The 16,523-nt window shown below is 70.1% G+C and carries 12 protein-coding genes and 1 tRNA gene; 8 read left to right on the top strand and 5 right to left on the bottom strand.

Annotation, left to right across the window (positions count from 1 at the left end; all coding sequences use genetic code 11):
* Positions 1 to 308 precede the first annotated feature (308 nt).
* A complete protein-coding gene (locus tag BLQ50_RS10020) occupies positions 309 to 1,691 on the bottom strand; it encodes a D-arabinono-1,4-lactone oxidase (RefSeq protein ID WP_093183373.1) in 1,383 nt (460 codons plus the stop codon).
* 132 nt (positions 1,692 to 1,823) lie between these two features.
* Between BLQ50_RS10020 and BLQ50_RS10025 the strand changes: the two genes are divergently transcribed.
* The 4 genes from BLQ50_RS10025 (at position 1,824) to rlmB (ending at position 6,293) form a co-directional block, all read left to right on the top strand.
* Positions 1,824 to 2,417: a TetR/AcrR family transcriptional regulator gene (locus BLQ50_RS10025; RefSeq protein WP_093183374.1), complete on the top strand. Its 594-nt coding sequence runs from the start codon at positions 1,824 to 1,826 to the stop codon at positions 2,415 to 2,417.
* Positions 2,414 to 3,706: an alanine racemase gene (locus BLQ50_RS10030; protein WP_093183376.1), complete on the top strand. Its 1,293-nt coding sequence runs from the start codon at positions 2,414 to 2,416 to the stop codon at positions 3,704 to 3,706. The genes BLQ50_RS10025 and BLQ50_RS10030 overlap by 4 nt, the downstream gene beginning before the upstream one ends.
* Before the next feature lie 116 nt (positions 3,707 to 3,822).
* Positions 3,823 to 5,256, top strand: coding sequence for a cysteine--tRNA ligase (gene cysS / locus BLQ50_RS10035; protein WP_093183378.1), 1,434 nt, complete (start codon positions 3,823 to 3,825; stop codon positions 5,254 to 5,256).
* A complete protein-coding gene (gene rlmB / locus BLQ50_RS10040; RefSeq protein WP_093183379.1) occupies positions 5,256 to 6,293 on the top strand; it encodes a 23S rRNA (guanosine(2251)-2'-O)-methyltransferase RlmB in 1,038 nt (345 codons plus the stop codon). Before cysS ends, rlmB begins: the two co-directional genes overlap by 1 nt.
* Before the next feature lie 170 nt (positions 6,294 to 6,463).
* Here rlmB and BLQ50_RS10045 read toward each other — a convergent pair whose 3' ends face one another.
* From BLQ50_RS10045 to otsA, 4 genes are all read right to left on the bottom strand, one after another.
* Positions 6,464 to 7,705, bottom strand: coding sequence for a DUF4032 domain-containing protein (locus BLQ50_RS10045; RefSeq protein ID WP_093183381.1), 1,242 nt, complete (start codon positions 7,703 to 7,705; stop codon positions 6,464 to 6,466).
* Positions 7,706 to 7,842: 137 nt separating this feature from the next.
* Positions 7,843 to 8,973: an ABC transporter ATP-binding protein gene (locus BLQ50_RS10050; protein ID WP_093183383.1), complete on the bottom strand. Its 1,131-nt coding sequence runs from the start codon at positions 8,971 to 8,973 to the stop codon at positions 7,843 to 7,845.
* A gap of 151 nt (positions 8,974 to 9,124) precedes the next feature.
* The gene (gene otsB, locus BLQ50_RS10055; protein ID WP_093183385.1) at positions 9,125 to 9,964 is read right to left on the bottom strand and encodes a trehalose-phosphatase; all 840 of its coding nucleotides are present in this window, start codon (positions 9,962 to 9,964) and stop codon (positions 9,125 to 9,127) included.
* The gene (gene otsA, locus BLQ50_RS10060) at positions 9,961 to 11,427 is read right to left on the bottom strand and encodes an alpha,alpha-trehalose-phosphate synthase (UDP-forming) (protein ID WP_093183387.1); all 1,467 of its coding nucleotides are present in this window, start codon (positions 11,425 to 11,427) and stop codon (positions 9,961 to 9,963) included. Before otsA ends, otsB begins: the two co-directional genes overlap by 4 nt.
* A gap of 98 nt (positions 11,428 to 11,525) precedes the next feature.
* Between otsA and BLQ50_RS10065 the strand changes: the two genes are divergently transcribed.
* From BLQ50_RS10065 to BLQ50_RS10080, 4 genes are all read left to right on the top strand, one after another.
* The gene (locus BLQ50_RS10065) at positions 11,526 to 13,304 is read left to right on the top strand and encodes a protein kinase domain-containing protein (RefSeq protein ID WP_093183389.1); all 1,779 of its coding nucleotides are present in this window, start codon (positions 11,526 to 11,528) and stop codon (positions 13,302 to 13,304) included.
* A gap of 44 nt (positions 13,305 to 13,348) precedes the next feature.
* Entirely contained in the window at positions 13,349 to 14,197 is an 849-nt protein-coding gene (locus tag BLQ50_RS10070; protein WP_093183390.1) for a DsbA family protein, read from the top strand.
* Between the two features lie 120 nt (positions 14,198 to 14,317).
* Positions 14,318 to 14,393, top strand: a tRNA-Thr gene (locus tag BLQ50_RS10075).
* A gap of 256 nt (positions 14,394 to 14,649) precedes the next feature.
* Complete coding sequence (locus BLQ50_RS10080) at positions 14,650 to 16,512, top strand: KUP/HAK/KT family potassium transporter (RefSeq protein ID WP_175559099.1); 1,863 nt, start codon at positions 14,650 to 14,652, stop codon at positions 16,510 to 16,512.
* Positions 16,513 to 16,523: the final 11 nt, after the last annotated feature.

Consider the following 16,523-nt stretch of genomic DNA (forward strand, 5'->3'; position numbering starts at 1 on the left):
CGGCGGGCTGCTCCTCCCACCGCAACTCTGATGAGCCGGTATAGTCGACGCCGAAGGTCTCGCGAGCCGGTCCGACGCATTCGAGGCGTTGGGCCTGGCAGGAGGGCCGGGCGCCGACGGACAACTCTAGACGAGCGACGGCGTCACAATGCCACGAAAGAATGTGACGCCGGTCTCCGGATGACTATCTTCTGAGCTCCGGAAACAATGGCAGGGGAATTCCCATCTTGAGAGTTGGGAGGTCCGAACTCGGTCCGGGGCCTGCCGTAGCCGGTATCCCCGTACGATCCCCGTACAGGGTCCAGCCGTCAGTCCCCGAACACTCGGCGCGTGTACGCGTTGGCGAACAGCCCCGCGGGATCGAGCTCTGTGCGCACCGCCTGGAAGTCCTCGAACCGCGGGTAGAGCTCGCGGAGCTCACGCGCACCCAGGGTGTGCAGCTTTCCCCAGTGCGGGCGCCCCTCGGCGCGGCGCAGGATCGTCTCGACGCCGGCGAAGTACCGCTCGTGCGGGGTCTTGATGTACTGGTGGACGGCGATGTAGGCGGGCTCACGCCCGTACGCGGTGGACAGCCAGACGTCGTCGGGCGCGGCGAAGCGCACCTCGACGGGAAAGGACACCCGTTCCCCCGAGGACTTGATCCACCGGTCGACCTCACCGAGCACCTCGGGCAGGTCGGCCCGAGGGACGGCATACTCCATCTCCCTGAAGCGCACCCTGCGGGGGGTCACGAAGACCTCGTGCGAGGGCGCGGTGTAGGTCCGGGCGGAGAGCGCGCGGGAGGCGATGTTGTTGACGGAGGGGATGGTGGCCGGCGCGACGACGCCGACCTCGTTCGTGACGGTGAACAGTCCGTTCGAGAGCAGCTCGTCGTCGATCCAGCGCCGGGCTCGCGACCAGCGCGAGGCGCTGGCACCACTCGCGCCGCCGGGCAAGGGCCCCCGCCTGGAGCCTGTATCCGCCGGCCCGCGGTTGTTCCGCTTGGTGAGCGCGCGCCGGGTGTGCGGGAACCAGTAGAACTCGAAGTGGTCGTTCGTGTCGACGAGGTTGCCCGGACCGGTCAGCCCGTCCAGGACCGCGTCGAGGGCCCACGGCTCCTCCTGCGCGGTGAGGGTGTAAGCCGCCGTCGTCCGCAGCGTCACCGCGAGCAGCACCCCGACCGCGCCCAGCCCCAGGCGGGCCGCCTGGAAGAGCGCTGGCCGCCTCTGGGCGTCGGCCTCGACCACGGACCCGTCGGCGGTGAGCACCCGCACTCCGTGGACGAGCGCGGCCAGGCCGGTCAGCCGGCCACCCGTGCCGTGGGTCCCGGTGCTCAGCGCGCCGGCCAACGACTGGCGGTCGATGTCGCCCAGGTTGACCATCGCGAGCCCGTTCTCGGCGAGCAGCGTGTTGAGCGCGTACAGCCGGATACCCGCGCCGACCGTGACGAGCGACCCGCCGTCGGGCAGCGGCACGAGACGTTCCAGGCCTGTGAGGTGGTCCAGGCTGAGCATCACCCCGGACGTGGCCGCCGCCGGGGTGAAGGAGTGTCCCGCGCCGACTGCGCGCACCGTCTCCCCGCGCCCGGCGGCGGCGAGCACGGCCGCGCGGACGGCCTCCTCGTCCCGGGGCGCGACGATCCGGGCGGGCGTGCACGTCGTCGTGCGGGCCCAGTTGGTCCACGCCTGAGCGCGCGGCGTCGAGGTCGTCATGGCAGCACTCTAGTCATCTCGGACCAGCGTGAATACGTCCGGATGGTGGGGCCTTTGGCCTCAGGCAGCGTGATGTAGGTCATGATGAACTGAGGTGCGGGGGCATGTGATGCAAACGACCGAGGAGAAAAAATGGGATGGACGCTCGAAGAGCGCCGCGACCGAATCGTCGACGCCGCCCTGCAGCTGGCAGCCGACCAGGGGATCGAGCATGTCAACCTGCGAGCCGCGGCCCACAGTGCGGGGATCGCCTGGGAGGCCGCGCAGGAGATCTTCGACGACCACACGGACCTCCTCCAGGCCATGAGCGTGTCTGTGACCACCAAGAACATCTCCCCGGACACGCTGGTGCTCGACGCCGACGGGCCCGTCGCCGAGGCCCTCGAAGCCGTCGGGGCGCAGGTGTGGAAGGCACTGTCGGCCCGGCGTGACTATCAGCTGGTCAGCTATGAGCTGGCTCTCGTCTCGTTGCGCCGCACCGCGCTGCGCTCCCTGGTCACCGCGCAGTACGACAAGGGGCGCGCCTTCGCCGCCGCGATCCTCACCGCCTTCGCCGAGCACCACGGCGTGACGTGGACCCGGCCGATCGAGGAGATCGGCCGGTTCACGGCAGCCTTCCTCGACGGCGTGTCGATGGCCTGGGTCGTCGACCGCGATGACGCGGCCGCCGAGGAACAGGTCCGCATGATGGCGCAGTACCTCGCCTCCCTGGTCGAGGAGCGTTGACCCTCGGCCAGCGTCTCGACGCCGCGACCCGGGGCCTGCCAGCCCCCCTCGCGGTCGTCGACCTCGACGCCTTCGAAGCCAACGCCGACGCGCTCGTGCGCCGCGCCGCCGGCGTTCCCATCCGGGTGGCCTCCAAGTCGCTCCGGGTGCGCTCGCTGCTCACGAACGCCCTCGGCCGTCCGGGGTTCCGGGGTGTCATGGCCTACTCCTTGGCCGAGGCGCTGTGGCTTGTGGGCAATGGCATCGACGACGTGCTCGTGGCCTACCCCAGCGTGGACCGCGGCGCGCTCGCCGAGTTGGCGATCTCCCCTCGGGCCCTCGCCCAGATCACGATCATGGTCGACGACGTGGCGCACCTGGACCTGATCACGGACGTCCGCGCCCGCGCCCTCCGTGACAGTGCGGCCGCAGCCGACACCGCAGCGCTCCCGGTTCGGCTGTGCCTCGACGTCGACGCGTCGCTGCGGCTCGAGGTCCATGTCGCGGCGGCGGTGGCGACCGTGCACCTGGGGGTACGCCGCTCGCCCGTGCACACCCCGCAGGAGGCGGGCCGTTTCGCCGCCCGCGCCGCCGCGACGGACGGTGTCCGTCTCGTGGGCGCCATGTTCTACGAGGGGCAGGTCGCCGGCATGCCGGACACGAGCGCGGCCGTGCGGTTGGTCAAGAAGCTGTCCGTGCGGGACCTGGCCTCCCGTCGAGGCACAGTCGTCGCGGCCATCGAGGCGCACGTCGGCCCGCTCGAGATCGTCAACTCCGGGGGGACCGGGTCGCTCGAGACGAGCTCGGCCGACTCGGTCGTGACCGAGGTGGCGGCGGGCTCCGGGCTCTACAAGCCCGGCCTCTTCGACGGGTACCGCACGCTGGACGCCATTCCGTCGGCGTTCTTCGGCCTGGACGTCGTCCGGCACCCCACTCCCCACCACGCCACAGCCTTCGGCGGGGGGTACATCGCCTCCGGCCCGCCCTCGCTGAGCCGCCAGCCGCTCGTGGTGTCCCCGCCGGGACTGGGCCTGCTGCCGCGCGAGGGCGCCGGTGAGGTGCAGACCCCGCTCCGGGCGCGACGTCGGCCATTCCTCGATGGGCGGCTCGGTGGTCTGTTCGGCGGGAGGCTCGGTGGGCGGGGCTCGGCGACCGTCGCCGTGCTGCCAGCGATCGGGGACCGCGTCTGGTTGCGGCACGCCAAGGCGGGGGAGCAGTACGAACGCTTCGACGAGGTGCACCTGGTCCGCGGCGAGCACCTGGTCGAGACGGTCCCGACGTACCGCGGCGAGGGCAAGAACTTCGGCTGAGCGCGCCGCCCGCCCGCCCGGCGGAGGCGCCGCGTGGGAGGGAGCGCAGCGGCCCGGAACCGCGCGCCACACGCTCAATTCCACGCAGGAGCAGGCCCGCCGGTAACCTTGCCTCTGTGACCCTTCGCCTGTACGACACCGCCACGCGAGACGTGCGTGACTTCGAGCCTCTGATCGAGGGCGAGGTCGGCGTGTATGTGTGTGGTGCGACGGTTCAGAGTCCCCCGCATATCGGACACATGCGCTCGGCCGTCGCCTTCGACGTCCTGGTGCGCTGGCTGCGCCGGACCGGCAACAAGGTCACCCATATCCGCAACGTCACGGACATCGACGACAAGATCCTCGCCAAGTCTGCTGCGGCGGGCGAGAAGTGGTGGGCCTGGGCGGCGATCAACGAACGGGCCTTCACCGAGGCCTACGACGCGCTCGGCAACCAGCCCCCCACCTACGAGCCGCGCGCGACCGGTCACGTGACCGACATGATCGACCTCATGGAGCGCCTTGTCGCGGCCGGGCACGCCTACCAGACCGGTCCCGGCGACGTGTACTTCGACGTGCGCTCCTGGGAGCCCTACGGGTCGCTGACCAACCAGCGCCTGGAGGATCTCACCCCTGCCACGGACGAGGCCGAGGTGAGCGTCAAGCGCGACCCCCGCGACTTCGCCCTGTGGAAGGCCGCCAAGCCGGGTGAGCCCGATACAGCCTCCTGGCCGACGCCCTTCGGTCGTGGTCGCCCGGGCTGGCACCTGGAGTGCTCGGCCATGGCCCAGCGCTACCTCGGCCAGTCCTTCGACATCCACGGCGGCGGCCTGGACCTGCGCTTCCCGCACCACGAGAACGAGCAGGCGCAGTCACGAGCGGCCGGCTATGACTTTGCTCGTCACTGGATGCACTCCGCATGGGTCACCCAGGGCGGCGCGAAGATGAGCAAGTCCCTGGGCAACGGGCTGGGAGTCACCGAGGTGCTCTCCCACACCCGTGCGGCCGTGCTGCGGTTCGCCCTCGCCGGGGTGCACTACCGCTCCATGCTCGAGTGGACGCCCGAGACGGTCGGGGAGGCGGACGCCACCTGGGACCGCTTCGCTGGCTTCGTCGAGCGCGCCACCGAGCGCGTGGGCTCCCTGCCCGACGACGAGGTGCGCACGGCAGCTCTGCCTGACGCCTTCGTCGAGGCCATGGACGACGACCTCAACGTCTCGGCGGCCCTCGTCGTCGTGCACGAGCGGCTCAAGTCCGGCAACACCGCGCTCGCGGACCGGGACGACGTCGCGGCCCGGGCGGATCTGCTCGCGGTCTGCTCGATGCTCGACGTGCTGGGGCTCGACCCACGCCAGTGGACAGCCGCGACCGGCGACAGCCGGTACCGCACGGCCCTCGACTCGGTCATCACTTGCGAGCTCGAGGCGCGTGCCGATGCGCGCGCCGCCCGAGATTTCGCCACTTCCGACGCGATCCGGGACCGCCTCGCGCGGGCCGGGATCATCGTCGAGGACTCAGCACTCGGTGCGCGATGGACACTCGCGGCCACAACTACGGAGGACCAGAACTGATGGCAGGCAACTCACAGCGCCGCGGAGCGGTGCGCAAGCCCGGTTCGAAGAAGGGCGCCCGCAAGGGATCCGGCGGATGGGGCGAGCAGGCCCTCGAGGGCCGCGGCCCGACCCCCAAGGCCGAGGACCGACCCCACCACCCGGCCGGCAAGCGCAAGGCGTCCGTCGAGCGATCAGGCGCCGGTCGTCCGGAGTCTGGTCGCCCCGAGTCCGGTCGTCCGGCTCCCGGGCGCAGCTCCGCCCGCCCCGGCGCGGGACGGTCCAAGCCCGCCAAGCGCAGCGGGTCGGCCACGCACGAGATCCTCTCGGGCCGCAACGCGGTCCTGGAGGCGCTGCGTGCCCAGGTCCCCGTGACGAACGTGTACATCGGGTCCCGGCTCGAGTCCGACGACCGGACCCGGGAGATCCTGCAGATCGCCACCGGGCGCGGCTACAACCTCCTCGAGGTCACCAAGCCCGAGCTCGACCGGCTCACGGACGACTCCGTGCACCAGGGTGTGGCGATCCAGGTCCCGCCGTACGCCTACAAGGACGCCGAGGACCTCCTCGACATCGCCGCCGAGTCTGGCAAGCCCGCGCTGATCATCGCCCTCGACGGCGTGACCGACCCGCGCAACCTCGGCGCCGTGCTGCGGTCTGCGGGTGCCTTCGGCGCGCACGGGGTGCTCCTGCCCGAGCGTCGCTCGGCCGGTGTGACGGCGTCGGCCTGGAAGGTCTCCGCGGGTGCGGCGGCCCGGGTGCCGGTGGCTCGCGCGACGAACCTGACGCGCACGCTGGTGGAGTACAAGTCGGCTGGCTGCTTCATCGTGGGTCTCGACGGCGGCGGCGAGGTGTCGGTCGGTGACCTGGCATTCTCGGTCGACCCGATCGTGCTCGTGGTGGGCTCCGAGGGCAAGGGCCTGTCCCGACTGGTCCGCGAGACCTGCGACGTCATCGTCTCCATCCCGATCGCCTCGACCGTGGAATCGCTCAACGCCGGCGTCGCCGCGGGCATCGCGCTCTACGAGGTCGCCAAGGTCCGCGCCGCCCAGGCCTGACCCACCCAGCTCGACCCAAGAGGGCGGTGCACCACCAGGTGCACCGCCCTCTCACGCATCCGCCCGCCCGCCCGCGCGCCCGCTCCCGCCGGGCAGGGCCGCTGAGTGCGGGCGAACGGCTGGGCAAATCGGGCATCGGGCAGCCATTCGACCGCACTCAGCGGGTGGGGTTACTCCTGTTGGTCGGCTGCGTCTGGGGGGAGGCCGAGGATGGCCATCTCGTCGGGGCGGTCGCGCAGGACGTTCTCGACGTAGCTCTCCACGGCCTCGGGCATGGGGACGTCTCGCTTCTGCTGCTCGGAGATGAACCAGCGGTGGTCGAGCACCTCGTGGAAGAGCTGGGCGGGCTCGAGCTTGCGACGCTGGTCCCGGGGGACCGCCCGGACGGTGGGTTCGAACACCCCGGAGAGCCAGTCGTGGGCGACGAACTCCTCGTCGTCGTTCTGGCGGTCCATCGCGGCGCGATAGGAGTCGAGGTCGTTGAGCAGGCGGCGAGCCTGATTCTCCTGGACGTCGAGCCCGGTCAGGCGCATGAGGCGGCGAGAGTGGTGCCCGGCGTCGACCACCTTGGGCTGGATCTGGACGCTCGTCCCGTCGATGTCGGTCGTGATCTCGAGCTCGCCCACGTCGAAGCCCAGGTGGTTGAGCCGGTCGATGCGGGCCGCCACGCGCCACCGCTCGTCGGCGCCGAAGGACTCCTCGTCGGTCAGCGCGCTCCACAGCTCGTTGTACCGCTCGACGAGCGCGTCGCCGATGGCGATCGTGTCGGTGTCCTCGTCGAGCAGCTCGCCCGCGACGAGGTCCATGAGCTCGCCGATGATGTTCGTGCGGGCCAGGTCCACGTCGTAGGTGCGCTGGCCGGGGCTGAGCTTGTGGTGCAGGTCCCCGGTCTCGGCGTCGACGAGGTAGGCGGCGAAGGTCTCCGCGTCACGGCGGAACAAGGTGTTCGACAGCGACACGTCACCCCAGTAGAACCCGATGAGATGGAGCCGGACGAGCAGCACGGCCAGCGCGTCGATGAGGCGGGTCGCGGTGTCCGGACGCAGGGCCTGGCTGAACAGGGACCGGTAGGGCAGGGAGAACTGCAGGTGCTTGGTGATGAGCACCGCCTCGAGCCGTTCGCCGTTCTTGTCCGTGCGGCCGGTGATCACCCCGACCGGCTCGACGCTGGGCACGTTGATCCGGCTCAGCTGACGCAGCAGCTCGTACTCCCGGTAGGCGACCGACTCACCGATCTCCTTCACGGCGATCACCCCGCCGGACATCCGCACGAAGCGGACGACGTGCCGGGACAGGCCCCGTGGGAGGGCTGCAAGGACCTCGGCGGGCCAGTCCTCGAGCGGGATGTCCCAGGGGAGGTCGAGGAGCGCTGGGTCGGGGGAAGAGGCGGTGATCTGGAGGTTCTGCGCCACGGGAACATCCTTTCCGTGGTGGAGGACGCAACGACGACCCCGTCGGGGGGAGCCGTCGCGAGGCCGGCGGGTGGGGGGAGCGGAGACAGAAAAAGGGCGGGTGCGGCTCGACGCCGGCACCCGCCCCTCAACCTACGTCACTGGCTGGAGAGACGCAGACCCGTGGTCGGGGAGAACACGTGCTCCTGGCCGGGGCGGATCGCGACGTGGATGCGCTCGCCCTTGGCCGGCGCGGTGCGCGGGTTGATGCGCACGATGACCTCGTGGTCACCGGCTCCGGCGGAGGCCAGGTCGGCCCCGGCGGCGTCGCCCTTGAGGGTTCCGTAGACGTAGGCGTCGGAGCCGAGCTCCTCGACGATGTTGACCTCGATCTCGATCGCGGACGGGTCGCTCTCGGGGACGATGTCCAGGGCCTCGGGGCGGAAGCCCAGGGTGACCTTGCCGTTGTCCTCGGCGGTGAGGCCGGCGACGGCGTCACGCGTGAGAGGGATCTGGGCCTGGCCGATCTTGGCCACGCCGTTCGTCACGGAGAAGGTCCCGATGTTCATAGCCGGCGAACCGATGAAGCCGGCGACGAACACGTTCTTCGGGGAGTCGTACAGCGCGCGGGGGGTGTCGACCTGCTGGAGCACGCCGTCCTTGAGGACCGCGATGCGGTCACCCATGGTCAGCGCCTCGACCTGGTCGTGCGTGACGTACACGGTCGTGACCTCGAGGCGACGTGTGAGCGACGCGATCTGCGTACGGGTCTGGACGCGGAGCTTGGCGTCAAGGTTGGACAGCGGCTCGTCCATGAGGAACACCTGCGGGTTACGCACGATCGCGCGGCCCATGGCGACACGCTGACGCTGGCCACCGGAGAGGGCCTTCGGCTTGCGGTCGAGGTACTCGGTGAGGTCGAGGATCTTGGCTGCCTCTTCGACACGGCTGCGGATCTCTGACTTCGGCTTGCCGGCGATCTTCAGGGCGAAGCCCATGTTGTCGGCGACGGACATGTGCGGGTACAGCGCGTAGTTCTGGAACACCATCGCGATGTCGCGGTCCTTGGGCTGCACGTCAGTGACGTCACGGTCACCGATGAGGATGCGGCCGGCGTTGACGTCCTCGAGGCCGGCGAGCATGCGCAGCGAGGTGGACTTACCACAACCGGACGGGCCGACGAGGACGAGGAACTCGCCGTCTTCCACGTGGAGGTTGAGCTGGTCGACGGCGGGACGCTCGGTCCCGGGGTAGATCCGGCTTGCGTGGTCGTAAGTAACTGTTGCCATGGTAATTACAGCCCTTCACCGGCAGGTACGTGCCGGACGATCCGTTGTGAAAGGTGTCAGAAGCGTCGTCGCTGACACAGCTCCTACCAGCGATGGTGTGAGCCAGGACTCATACTGCCACACATCCTTTCGTGGACGTCTGGACTGTGGCCTAGTCGTGACCTCCCTGCGACGCTTCGGTCGACAGCGCGTCCGCGAGCGCCACCAGGACGGCCACCGCGTCGTCAGTCGTGGCCACCCGGAACCGGGCCGCCGTGGCGGCCGGACCAACCTTGACCGTGAGGTCCCCAGGTCCGAGGACCTCGAAGGCGCGCTCGTCGGTGACGTCGTCGCCCATGTAGAAGACGGCGGCCGCGGCGAGCTCGAGGCGCAGCACGGTGAGCGCCTGGCCCTTGGACGCCGCGACCACGGCGATCTCGACGACGTCCTGGCCGCGCATGGTGTGCGCGCCGAGCTCGGTTCCGAGGGAGTGCCCGGCCTCGGCGGCCCGCTCGCCGTCCGCGGGGGCGGCCAGCCGGGTGTGCAGGACCGCCGCAGACGGCTTGTGCTCGACCCAGGCGCCTTCGACGCCGGAGGCGATCTCCGCGAGGCCCGACGTCACCCGGGCGAGCAGGTCTGCCTCCCGTGCGCTGAGCTCGAAGGGCGTGCGCGCAATGCCAGGCGCGGTGGGCAGCATCTCGCCGCGCTCGGCGCCGTGGCTGCCGACGAGCACCGTTCCTGGCGGCGCGAGCGCGAGCGCACCGAGGGAGTCCAGGGTGCGGCCCGAGACCAGGGCGAGGCGGAGCCGGTCGTCGGGCACCTCGGCCAGCCGGGTGAGCGCGGCAGCGGCGGTCGGCGTCATGCGCGAGGCGGACGGGTCGTCGACGAGCGGGGAGAGCACCCCGTCGAAGTCGCTCGCCACGAGCAGCGGGTGCCCTGGGGCGGCGAGGGCCGCGAACTGGGCGACGGCGTCGAGCAGGTCCGCATCGAGGGGGTGGGATGCGCCTGTCACGAGTACTCCTGCGTCATGGCCAGCGTGGTGGGGGCCGGGGAGTGGGCGGGGTCCGGTATGCCACCGAGGGTGGTCAGGAAGCTTGCGGACCACTTCGCGACGTCGTCGGTGAGGACCTTGCGCCGCAGCCGGCGCATCCGCTTGCGCTGCTCGCGGGAGTCCATCGTGGCCGCACGGTAGATCGCGTCCTTCATGCCGTCGATGTCGTGCGGGTTGACCATGATCGCGCCCGCGAGCTCGTCGGCGGCCCCGGTGAACTCCGAGAGCACGAGCACCCCGGCGGTGTCCGAGCGGGCCGCGACGTATTCCTTGGCCACGAGGTTCATGCCGTCGCGCAGGGACGTGACGAGCATGACGTCGGCGGCGAGGTAGAGCGCTGCCATCTCCTCGGGCGGATAGGAGTGGTGCAGGTAGTGGATCGCGCTGTGGCCGATCTCCCCGTACTCGCCGTTGATCCGCCCGACGAGGGTCTCCACGTGGTCGCGCAGCTCCTGATAGGCGCCGACGTTCTCCCGGCTGGGGCTGGCGACCTGGACCAGGGTGCACTTGGCCGGGTCCAGACGGCCGTCCTGGAGCAGCTCGCCGTAGGCCTTGATCCGGTGCCGGATGCCCTTGGTGTAGTCGAGACGGTCCACCCCGAGCATGACGATCTCCGGGTCGCCGAGGTCTGTGCGGATCTCCCGTGCGCGGGCCTGGACCTGCGGGGAGCGGGCCAGCTCGTCGAAGTGGTGGGAGTCGATCGAGATCGGGAAGGGCGCGGCCCGCACGGTCCGGGCGGGTGCGTCGTCGGTCGCCTCGATCATGACGTGCTGACCGCGGGTGGTCAGGTCAGTGAGCCGGCGGACCGCACGGACGAAGTTCGAGGCGTCGCCGCCGCGCTGGAAGCCGATGAGGTCCGCGCCGAGCAGTCCCTCGAGAACCTGACGGCGCCAGGGCAGCTGCTGGAAGATCTCCAGCGGGGGGAACGGGATGTGGTTGAAGAACCCGATGCGCAGGTCCGGGCGGAGATTACGGAGCAGCTTGGGGACGAGCTGGAGCTGGTAGTCCTGGACCCAGACGATCGCGCCGTGGGCGGCCTGGCTCGCGGCTGCCTCGGCGAAGCGCTGGTTGACCTTGCGGTAGCTGTCCCACCACTGGCGGTGGAAGGCGGGCGGGGCGATGACGTCGTGATAGAGCGGCCAGAGGGTGTCGTTGGAGAAGCCCTCGTAGTAACGCTCGATCTCGGTCTGGTTCAGGCTGACCGGGACGAGGCGCATGCCGTCCACGTCGAAGGGGTCGGCCGTCAGGTCGGGCGCGCCGGACCAGCCGACCCACGCGCCGTCGGCGCCCTGCATGACCGGCTCGAGGGCCGTGACCAGGCCGCCGGGGGACCGTTGCCAGTCCACCGTCCCGTCCTCGGTGATGGACATGTCAACTGGCAGGCGGTTGGCAACAACGACGAGGTTGAACCCATCTTTACCCATACATGATCAACTCCTTGTAGTACCCCTAGGGTATCGACACCCGGGGAAACGCGCCGCGCAGAACGCTCGAGCGGTCATCGCCAGCTACGGTAAGCGTCATGGAGCGGATCGGACTCGAGCCCGGAACTGAGATAGGCGGGTACCGCATCGTCTCGCCCCTGGGCACAGGCGCGATGGGCGCGGTGTACAAGGCCGTCGACGGCGGGGGGAGCCTCGTCGCCTTCAAGCTGCTGCACGCTCAGGTCTCCGCCGACGCCGAGACCCGACGGCGGCTGGGGCGTGAGATCAGCGCACTGCAGAAGGTGAACCACCCGGCCGTGGCGCACCTGCTCGACGCGGAGGCCGACTCCTCGGAGATGTTCATCGTCACCGCGCTCGTGGACGGTCTCACCCTCGAGGAGGAGATCGCCGGCAGGGGGCCGCTCGACGCCCTCGACCTCTTCGAGCTGGCTGACCAGCTCCGCGACGCCCTCGACGCGGTCCACGCTGCCGGCGTGATCCACCGTGACCTCAAGCCCGGCAACGTGCTCATCAGCGACGCAGGTCCGGTCCTCATCGACTTCGGTATCGCGCACGGGATGGAGGACGCCCGGGTCACCTCGGTCGGGTTTGTCATGGGCACCCCGGGCTACCTCGCGCCCGAGCTCCTCGACCGGATGGATCCCTCGGCGGCCACGGACTGGTGGGGCTGGGCCGCGATGCTCGTCTACGCCGCGACCGGACGGGCGCCGTTCGGCGTGCGCCCGCTCGAGGCCGTCATCACCCGGGCCCGGTCCGGGGACCCGGACGTCGCAGGGCTCGGGCCGCTCACCGCCGGAGCGCTGCGGGGCGCGCTCGCGGCCGACCCGGCGCTGCGCTGGTCGCCCGACAGGGTGGTTGCCGCGCTGCGCGAGGCCGCCGAGGTCGGGGACGCTCCCGTGGTCGGGGTAGCGGCCGGTGGTATCGGCGCCTACGGCGGCGGGGACGGCCGGACGGAGGTCCTCGGCGCCGGCCAGCCGCTCACCGAGGTCGTGGGTGCGGGTCTGGACCAGACCGAGGTCTTCGACGGGCGGGTGGGGCGGCACGAGCCCTTCGCCGACGCCGTCAACCTCACGCACACGTCGGTTCTGCCGGCAACGGCGGCAGCGACCGAGCTCGTGCCACCGGTGGCCCCGGGGATGGGAGCCCCGGCGTCATACGCGCCCGGGCTGGATCCCTACCCCTACGACATGGCAAACCCCGACCCGGCGCAGCACGGCCCCGGTCCCGGGTTCCCCGCGCCGCAGGGCTACCTCGCACCGCCGGTGCGGCGTCGGCCCTTCGCGGTCCTTGCGCTCGCCGTCCCGCTCGTGCTGGCCGGCGCCACCTACCCGGGCAAGACGCTCGTGGTGCTGCTCGCGCTCACGGTCTTCGCCCGCGTCGTTGGCATCGTGCACTCCTCCTTCCACTCGCGCCGGGAGGTCCGAGGCGCGCGCGGCGGCGACGGGCTGCGTGCCGTGGTGCGCAGCCCGTGGCACGCGGTGCGGGCCGTGGTCGCGGAGGTTCCCTCGCTCCTGGTCGCGGCGAGCACGGTCATCATCGTCGGCGGCGTCGCGTGGTGGGCACTGACTACCGACCGGGTGGTGATCGGCTCGGGCGAGAACGAACCCTGGGTCTACGCGGTCGTGCTGGCCGCTGTGACGGCGATCGCGGCAGTACTCCTGTGGTTCGGGCCGGTCACCTCGCTCGTGCGGCACGGGGGACGGGTGGTGCTCAACAGGGTGGCGCCCGGCTGGGTCGGCACCCTGGTCGTCGTGGTTCTCGCTGTGCTCGTGTCCTGGTACTTTCTCGACCTGATCCAGTCGGGGCATCCGATCGACTGGGCACCCATTCAGGAACCGCCCAGTTTCGGACAGTAAACTTTGCCGGGCACAGGCCCTTCTCACAAAGGCAGTAGATCGCAATGGTTACCAAGGAACCTCAGCTCTCGAAGGGTGACCGCCGCGACGCCGCACGCGCGCAGGCCCTCAAGTTGCAGCAGGAGCAGATCCGGCGGGAGAAGCGCACCCGGAACGTGATCATCGCCTCGGTCCTTGCCGGGTTGCTGGTGGTCGTCGGTGTGGGCTACGCGATCATCAAGAGCGCCGGGCCCACCGTGTCCTCGGGGATCACCGCGTTCCCCGACGGGCTTGCGATTCCGAGCGTCTCGGACGCAGCCGGCGGGATCAGCTTCGGCAAGTCGGGCGAGGCCGGGTCGACCTCGGGTGCCGACGCCGTCCGCGTCGACGTCTACCTCGACTACATGTGCCCGATCTGCGGTCAGTTCGAGGAGACCAACGGCGCCGACCTCGACGCGCTCCGCGCGAGTGGTGACATCACCATGGTTGTGCACCCGGTCTCCATCCTCGACGCACAGTCCAAGGGCTCCTCGTTCTCGACGCGGGCCGCACAGGCCTTCGCCTACGTCTCGGAGAAGGCGCCCGCCCAGGCGCTCGCCTTCAACACCGCGATGTTCGCCAACCAGCCGGCCGAGGCCACCACGGGGCTGACCAACGACGAGATCGCGGCGATCGCCACGAGCGCCGGCGTGCCCGACGACGTGGCCAAGGGGATCGCCACCGGGACGTACAACAAGTTCGTCGAGGCCCTCACCGAGATCGCCTTCAACAACAAGAAGCTGCTCAACGAGAGCGGCGGATTCGGCACGCCGACGATCCTCATCAACGGGGAGAAGGTCACGAGCGACTGGCGCCAGCCTGGCGCCCTCACCGCGGAGATCAAGGCCGCGCCGGGAGCGGCCGTCGCCCCCTGATCGTGATCCGGGACGACCGGTCGACCGCCGCCTGACTGCGGTCGACCGGTCGGAGCCGGCGAACTACCACGGTCGAGGAAGTGGCGGTAAGGTTCTCACCGCACGGACTCGTCCGTGCGTGCCGCCTTAGCTCAGCTGGTAGAGCTCCGCTCTTGTAAAGCGAAGGTCGTCGGTTCGAATCCGACAGGCGGCTCCATCGATGCAGGTCAGACCGTTCTACGGGCTGGCCTGCAGTCGTCTCTGCATGCCTCCAGCACCCTGGTTCATCCGGGTGCGATTCGCGCAGGAGGCGTTCCGCCGGCACAGATCTCACATGGCCGTCGCCGAGAACGGGCGCAAGACTGAGTCTGTCGAGGCTGGAGGTCGATCGTGCCTCGCGAACGGGTCAGCGAGGAGGCGTCATCTCACCCACGGTGGAGGTGCCAGCGGGACGCGCCCCGACGGTCGGCGCCGTGGCGGTCGTGGGAGCGCTCGGGGTCGTCTTCGGTGATATCGGGACGAGTCCGCTCTACGCGGCGGCCGCCGTGGTCGCTACGGCCAAGAAGGCTGGGGTCGGGGTGGACCGGACGTTTGTGTTCGGGATGACGTCGACGATCCTGTGGTCCCTGACCTTGGTGGTCAGTGTCCTGTACGTCCGCTTCTTCCTGCGTGCTGACAACGAGGGCGAAGGGGGACTGCTGGCCCTGCTCGGGCTGTTGCGCCGGCAGATCGGTCGACGTGGAGCGGCGACCGCGTTCACCGTGCTCGGGATGCTCGGTGCCGCGATGTTCCTCGGCGACAGCGTGATCACCCCGGCCATCTCCGTCCTGTCGGCCGTCGAGGGGCTCGAGGTCGTCGAGCCGTCGCTGGCGCGGCTCGTGGTGCCTGCGGCCCTGGTGATCCTGGCGGGCCTGTTCCTCGTCGAGCGGCTCGGGACCGGGGCGATCGGCCGGTTCTTCGGGCCAGTCATGGTGCTCTGGTTCGCCGTGATCGCTGCGTGCGGCGTCCGGGGGGTGGTCGAGACGCCAGAGGTCTTGGTATCCCTCTCCCCGCACTGGGTCGTGCTCTTCTTCCTGGACCATCCCGGAGCCGCGTTCCTGTCGCTGGGGGCCGTGGTGCTGGCCGTGACCGGGGCGGAGGCCCTGTACGCGGACCTCGGCCACTTCGGTCGGCGCGCGATCGCGCGGGCGTGGGTGTTCGTCGTCTTCCCCGCTCTCGCGTTGAGCTACCTGGGTCAGGCCGGGCACATGCTCGTGGCGCAGGACGCCGCGGGCAACCCGTTCTTCTCCTTGGTTCCCGATCCGGTGAAGGTGCCCGTCGTCATTCTTGCGACGCTTGCGACCGTCATCGCCTCGCAGTCTGTCGTGTCGGGAGCGTTTTCCGTCGTCCACCAGAGTGGACGTCTCGGAGTGCTCCCGACGCTGCGGACGGTGCATACCTCTGCCGCCAACAGCCGGCAGATCTACCTACCGGCCGTGAACGCCCTCCTGGCTGTGATGGTTCTTCTTGTCGTCCTCCTGTTTCGGTCCTCGGTCGCGCTCGCGTCGGCGTACGGCATCGCCGTGACGCTGACGATCTCGATCACCACGGTCGTGTACCTCGCCTACGGCTGGACCTCCCGACGGCGCATCACCGGCCGGCTGGTCGTCGCCGGGTCGATCCTCGTGGTCGTCCTGGTCTTCCTCGTGGCGAACCTCGCAAAGGTCGGCTCAGGAGGGTGGTTGCCCCTCACGATCGGCGTCGTCGTGTTCGTCACGATGGCTACCTGGTGGATGGGGCAACGGCAGGTCAACCGCGGACGCCTGGCCCTGGAGACCACCGTCCAGCGCGTCGAGGATGTCCTCGAGGCGCACCACTCGGTGACCAGGACCCCAGGCACGGCGATCTTCCTGAGCCGGCACGGCGGGATCGTGCCACTCGCTCTGCGATCGATGGTCGAGCAGAACCACGCCCTGCAGCGTCACGTGCTCATCGTCAGCTGGACCACGGTCGACCGACCACTCGTACCGGCGAACGAGAGATTTGAGGTGGCGGCCATGGGCGACGAGGGCGTGGTGCTGGTGACCGTGACCTACGGTTTTCGCGAACGGCCACGGATCCGCCGGTTGCTCGACCAGGTCAAGAGCGCGGAGCCCGAGGTGATGCGAGGCGTGAATCTAGGCACAGCGACGTACTTCGTGTCCCTGTCCGTCCCGCAGTACAGCTCGCGCTCCCGGATGCCCCGATGGTCACAGCGCCTCTTCCTCGGGTTGTTCCGGCTCGTGCCCGACCCCGTCGAGACCCTTGACCTGCCCCGACAGCGGACGATCGTCATCGGCCGCGACATCCCCCTCTAGGCGCCCGGGAT

The sequence above is a fragment of the Sanguibacter gelidistatuariae genome (assembly GCF_900096585.1).
Classification (GTDB): Bacteria; Actinomycetota; Actinomycetes; order Actinomycetales; family Cellulomonadaceae; genus Sanguibacter; species Sanguibacter gelidistatuariae.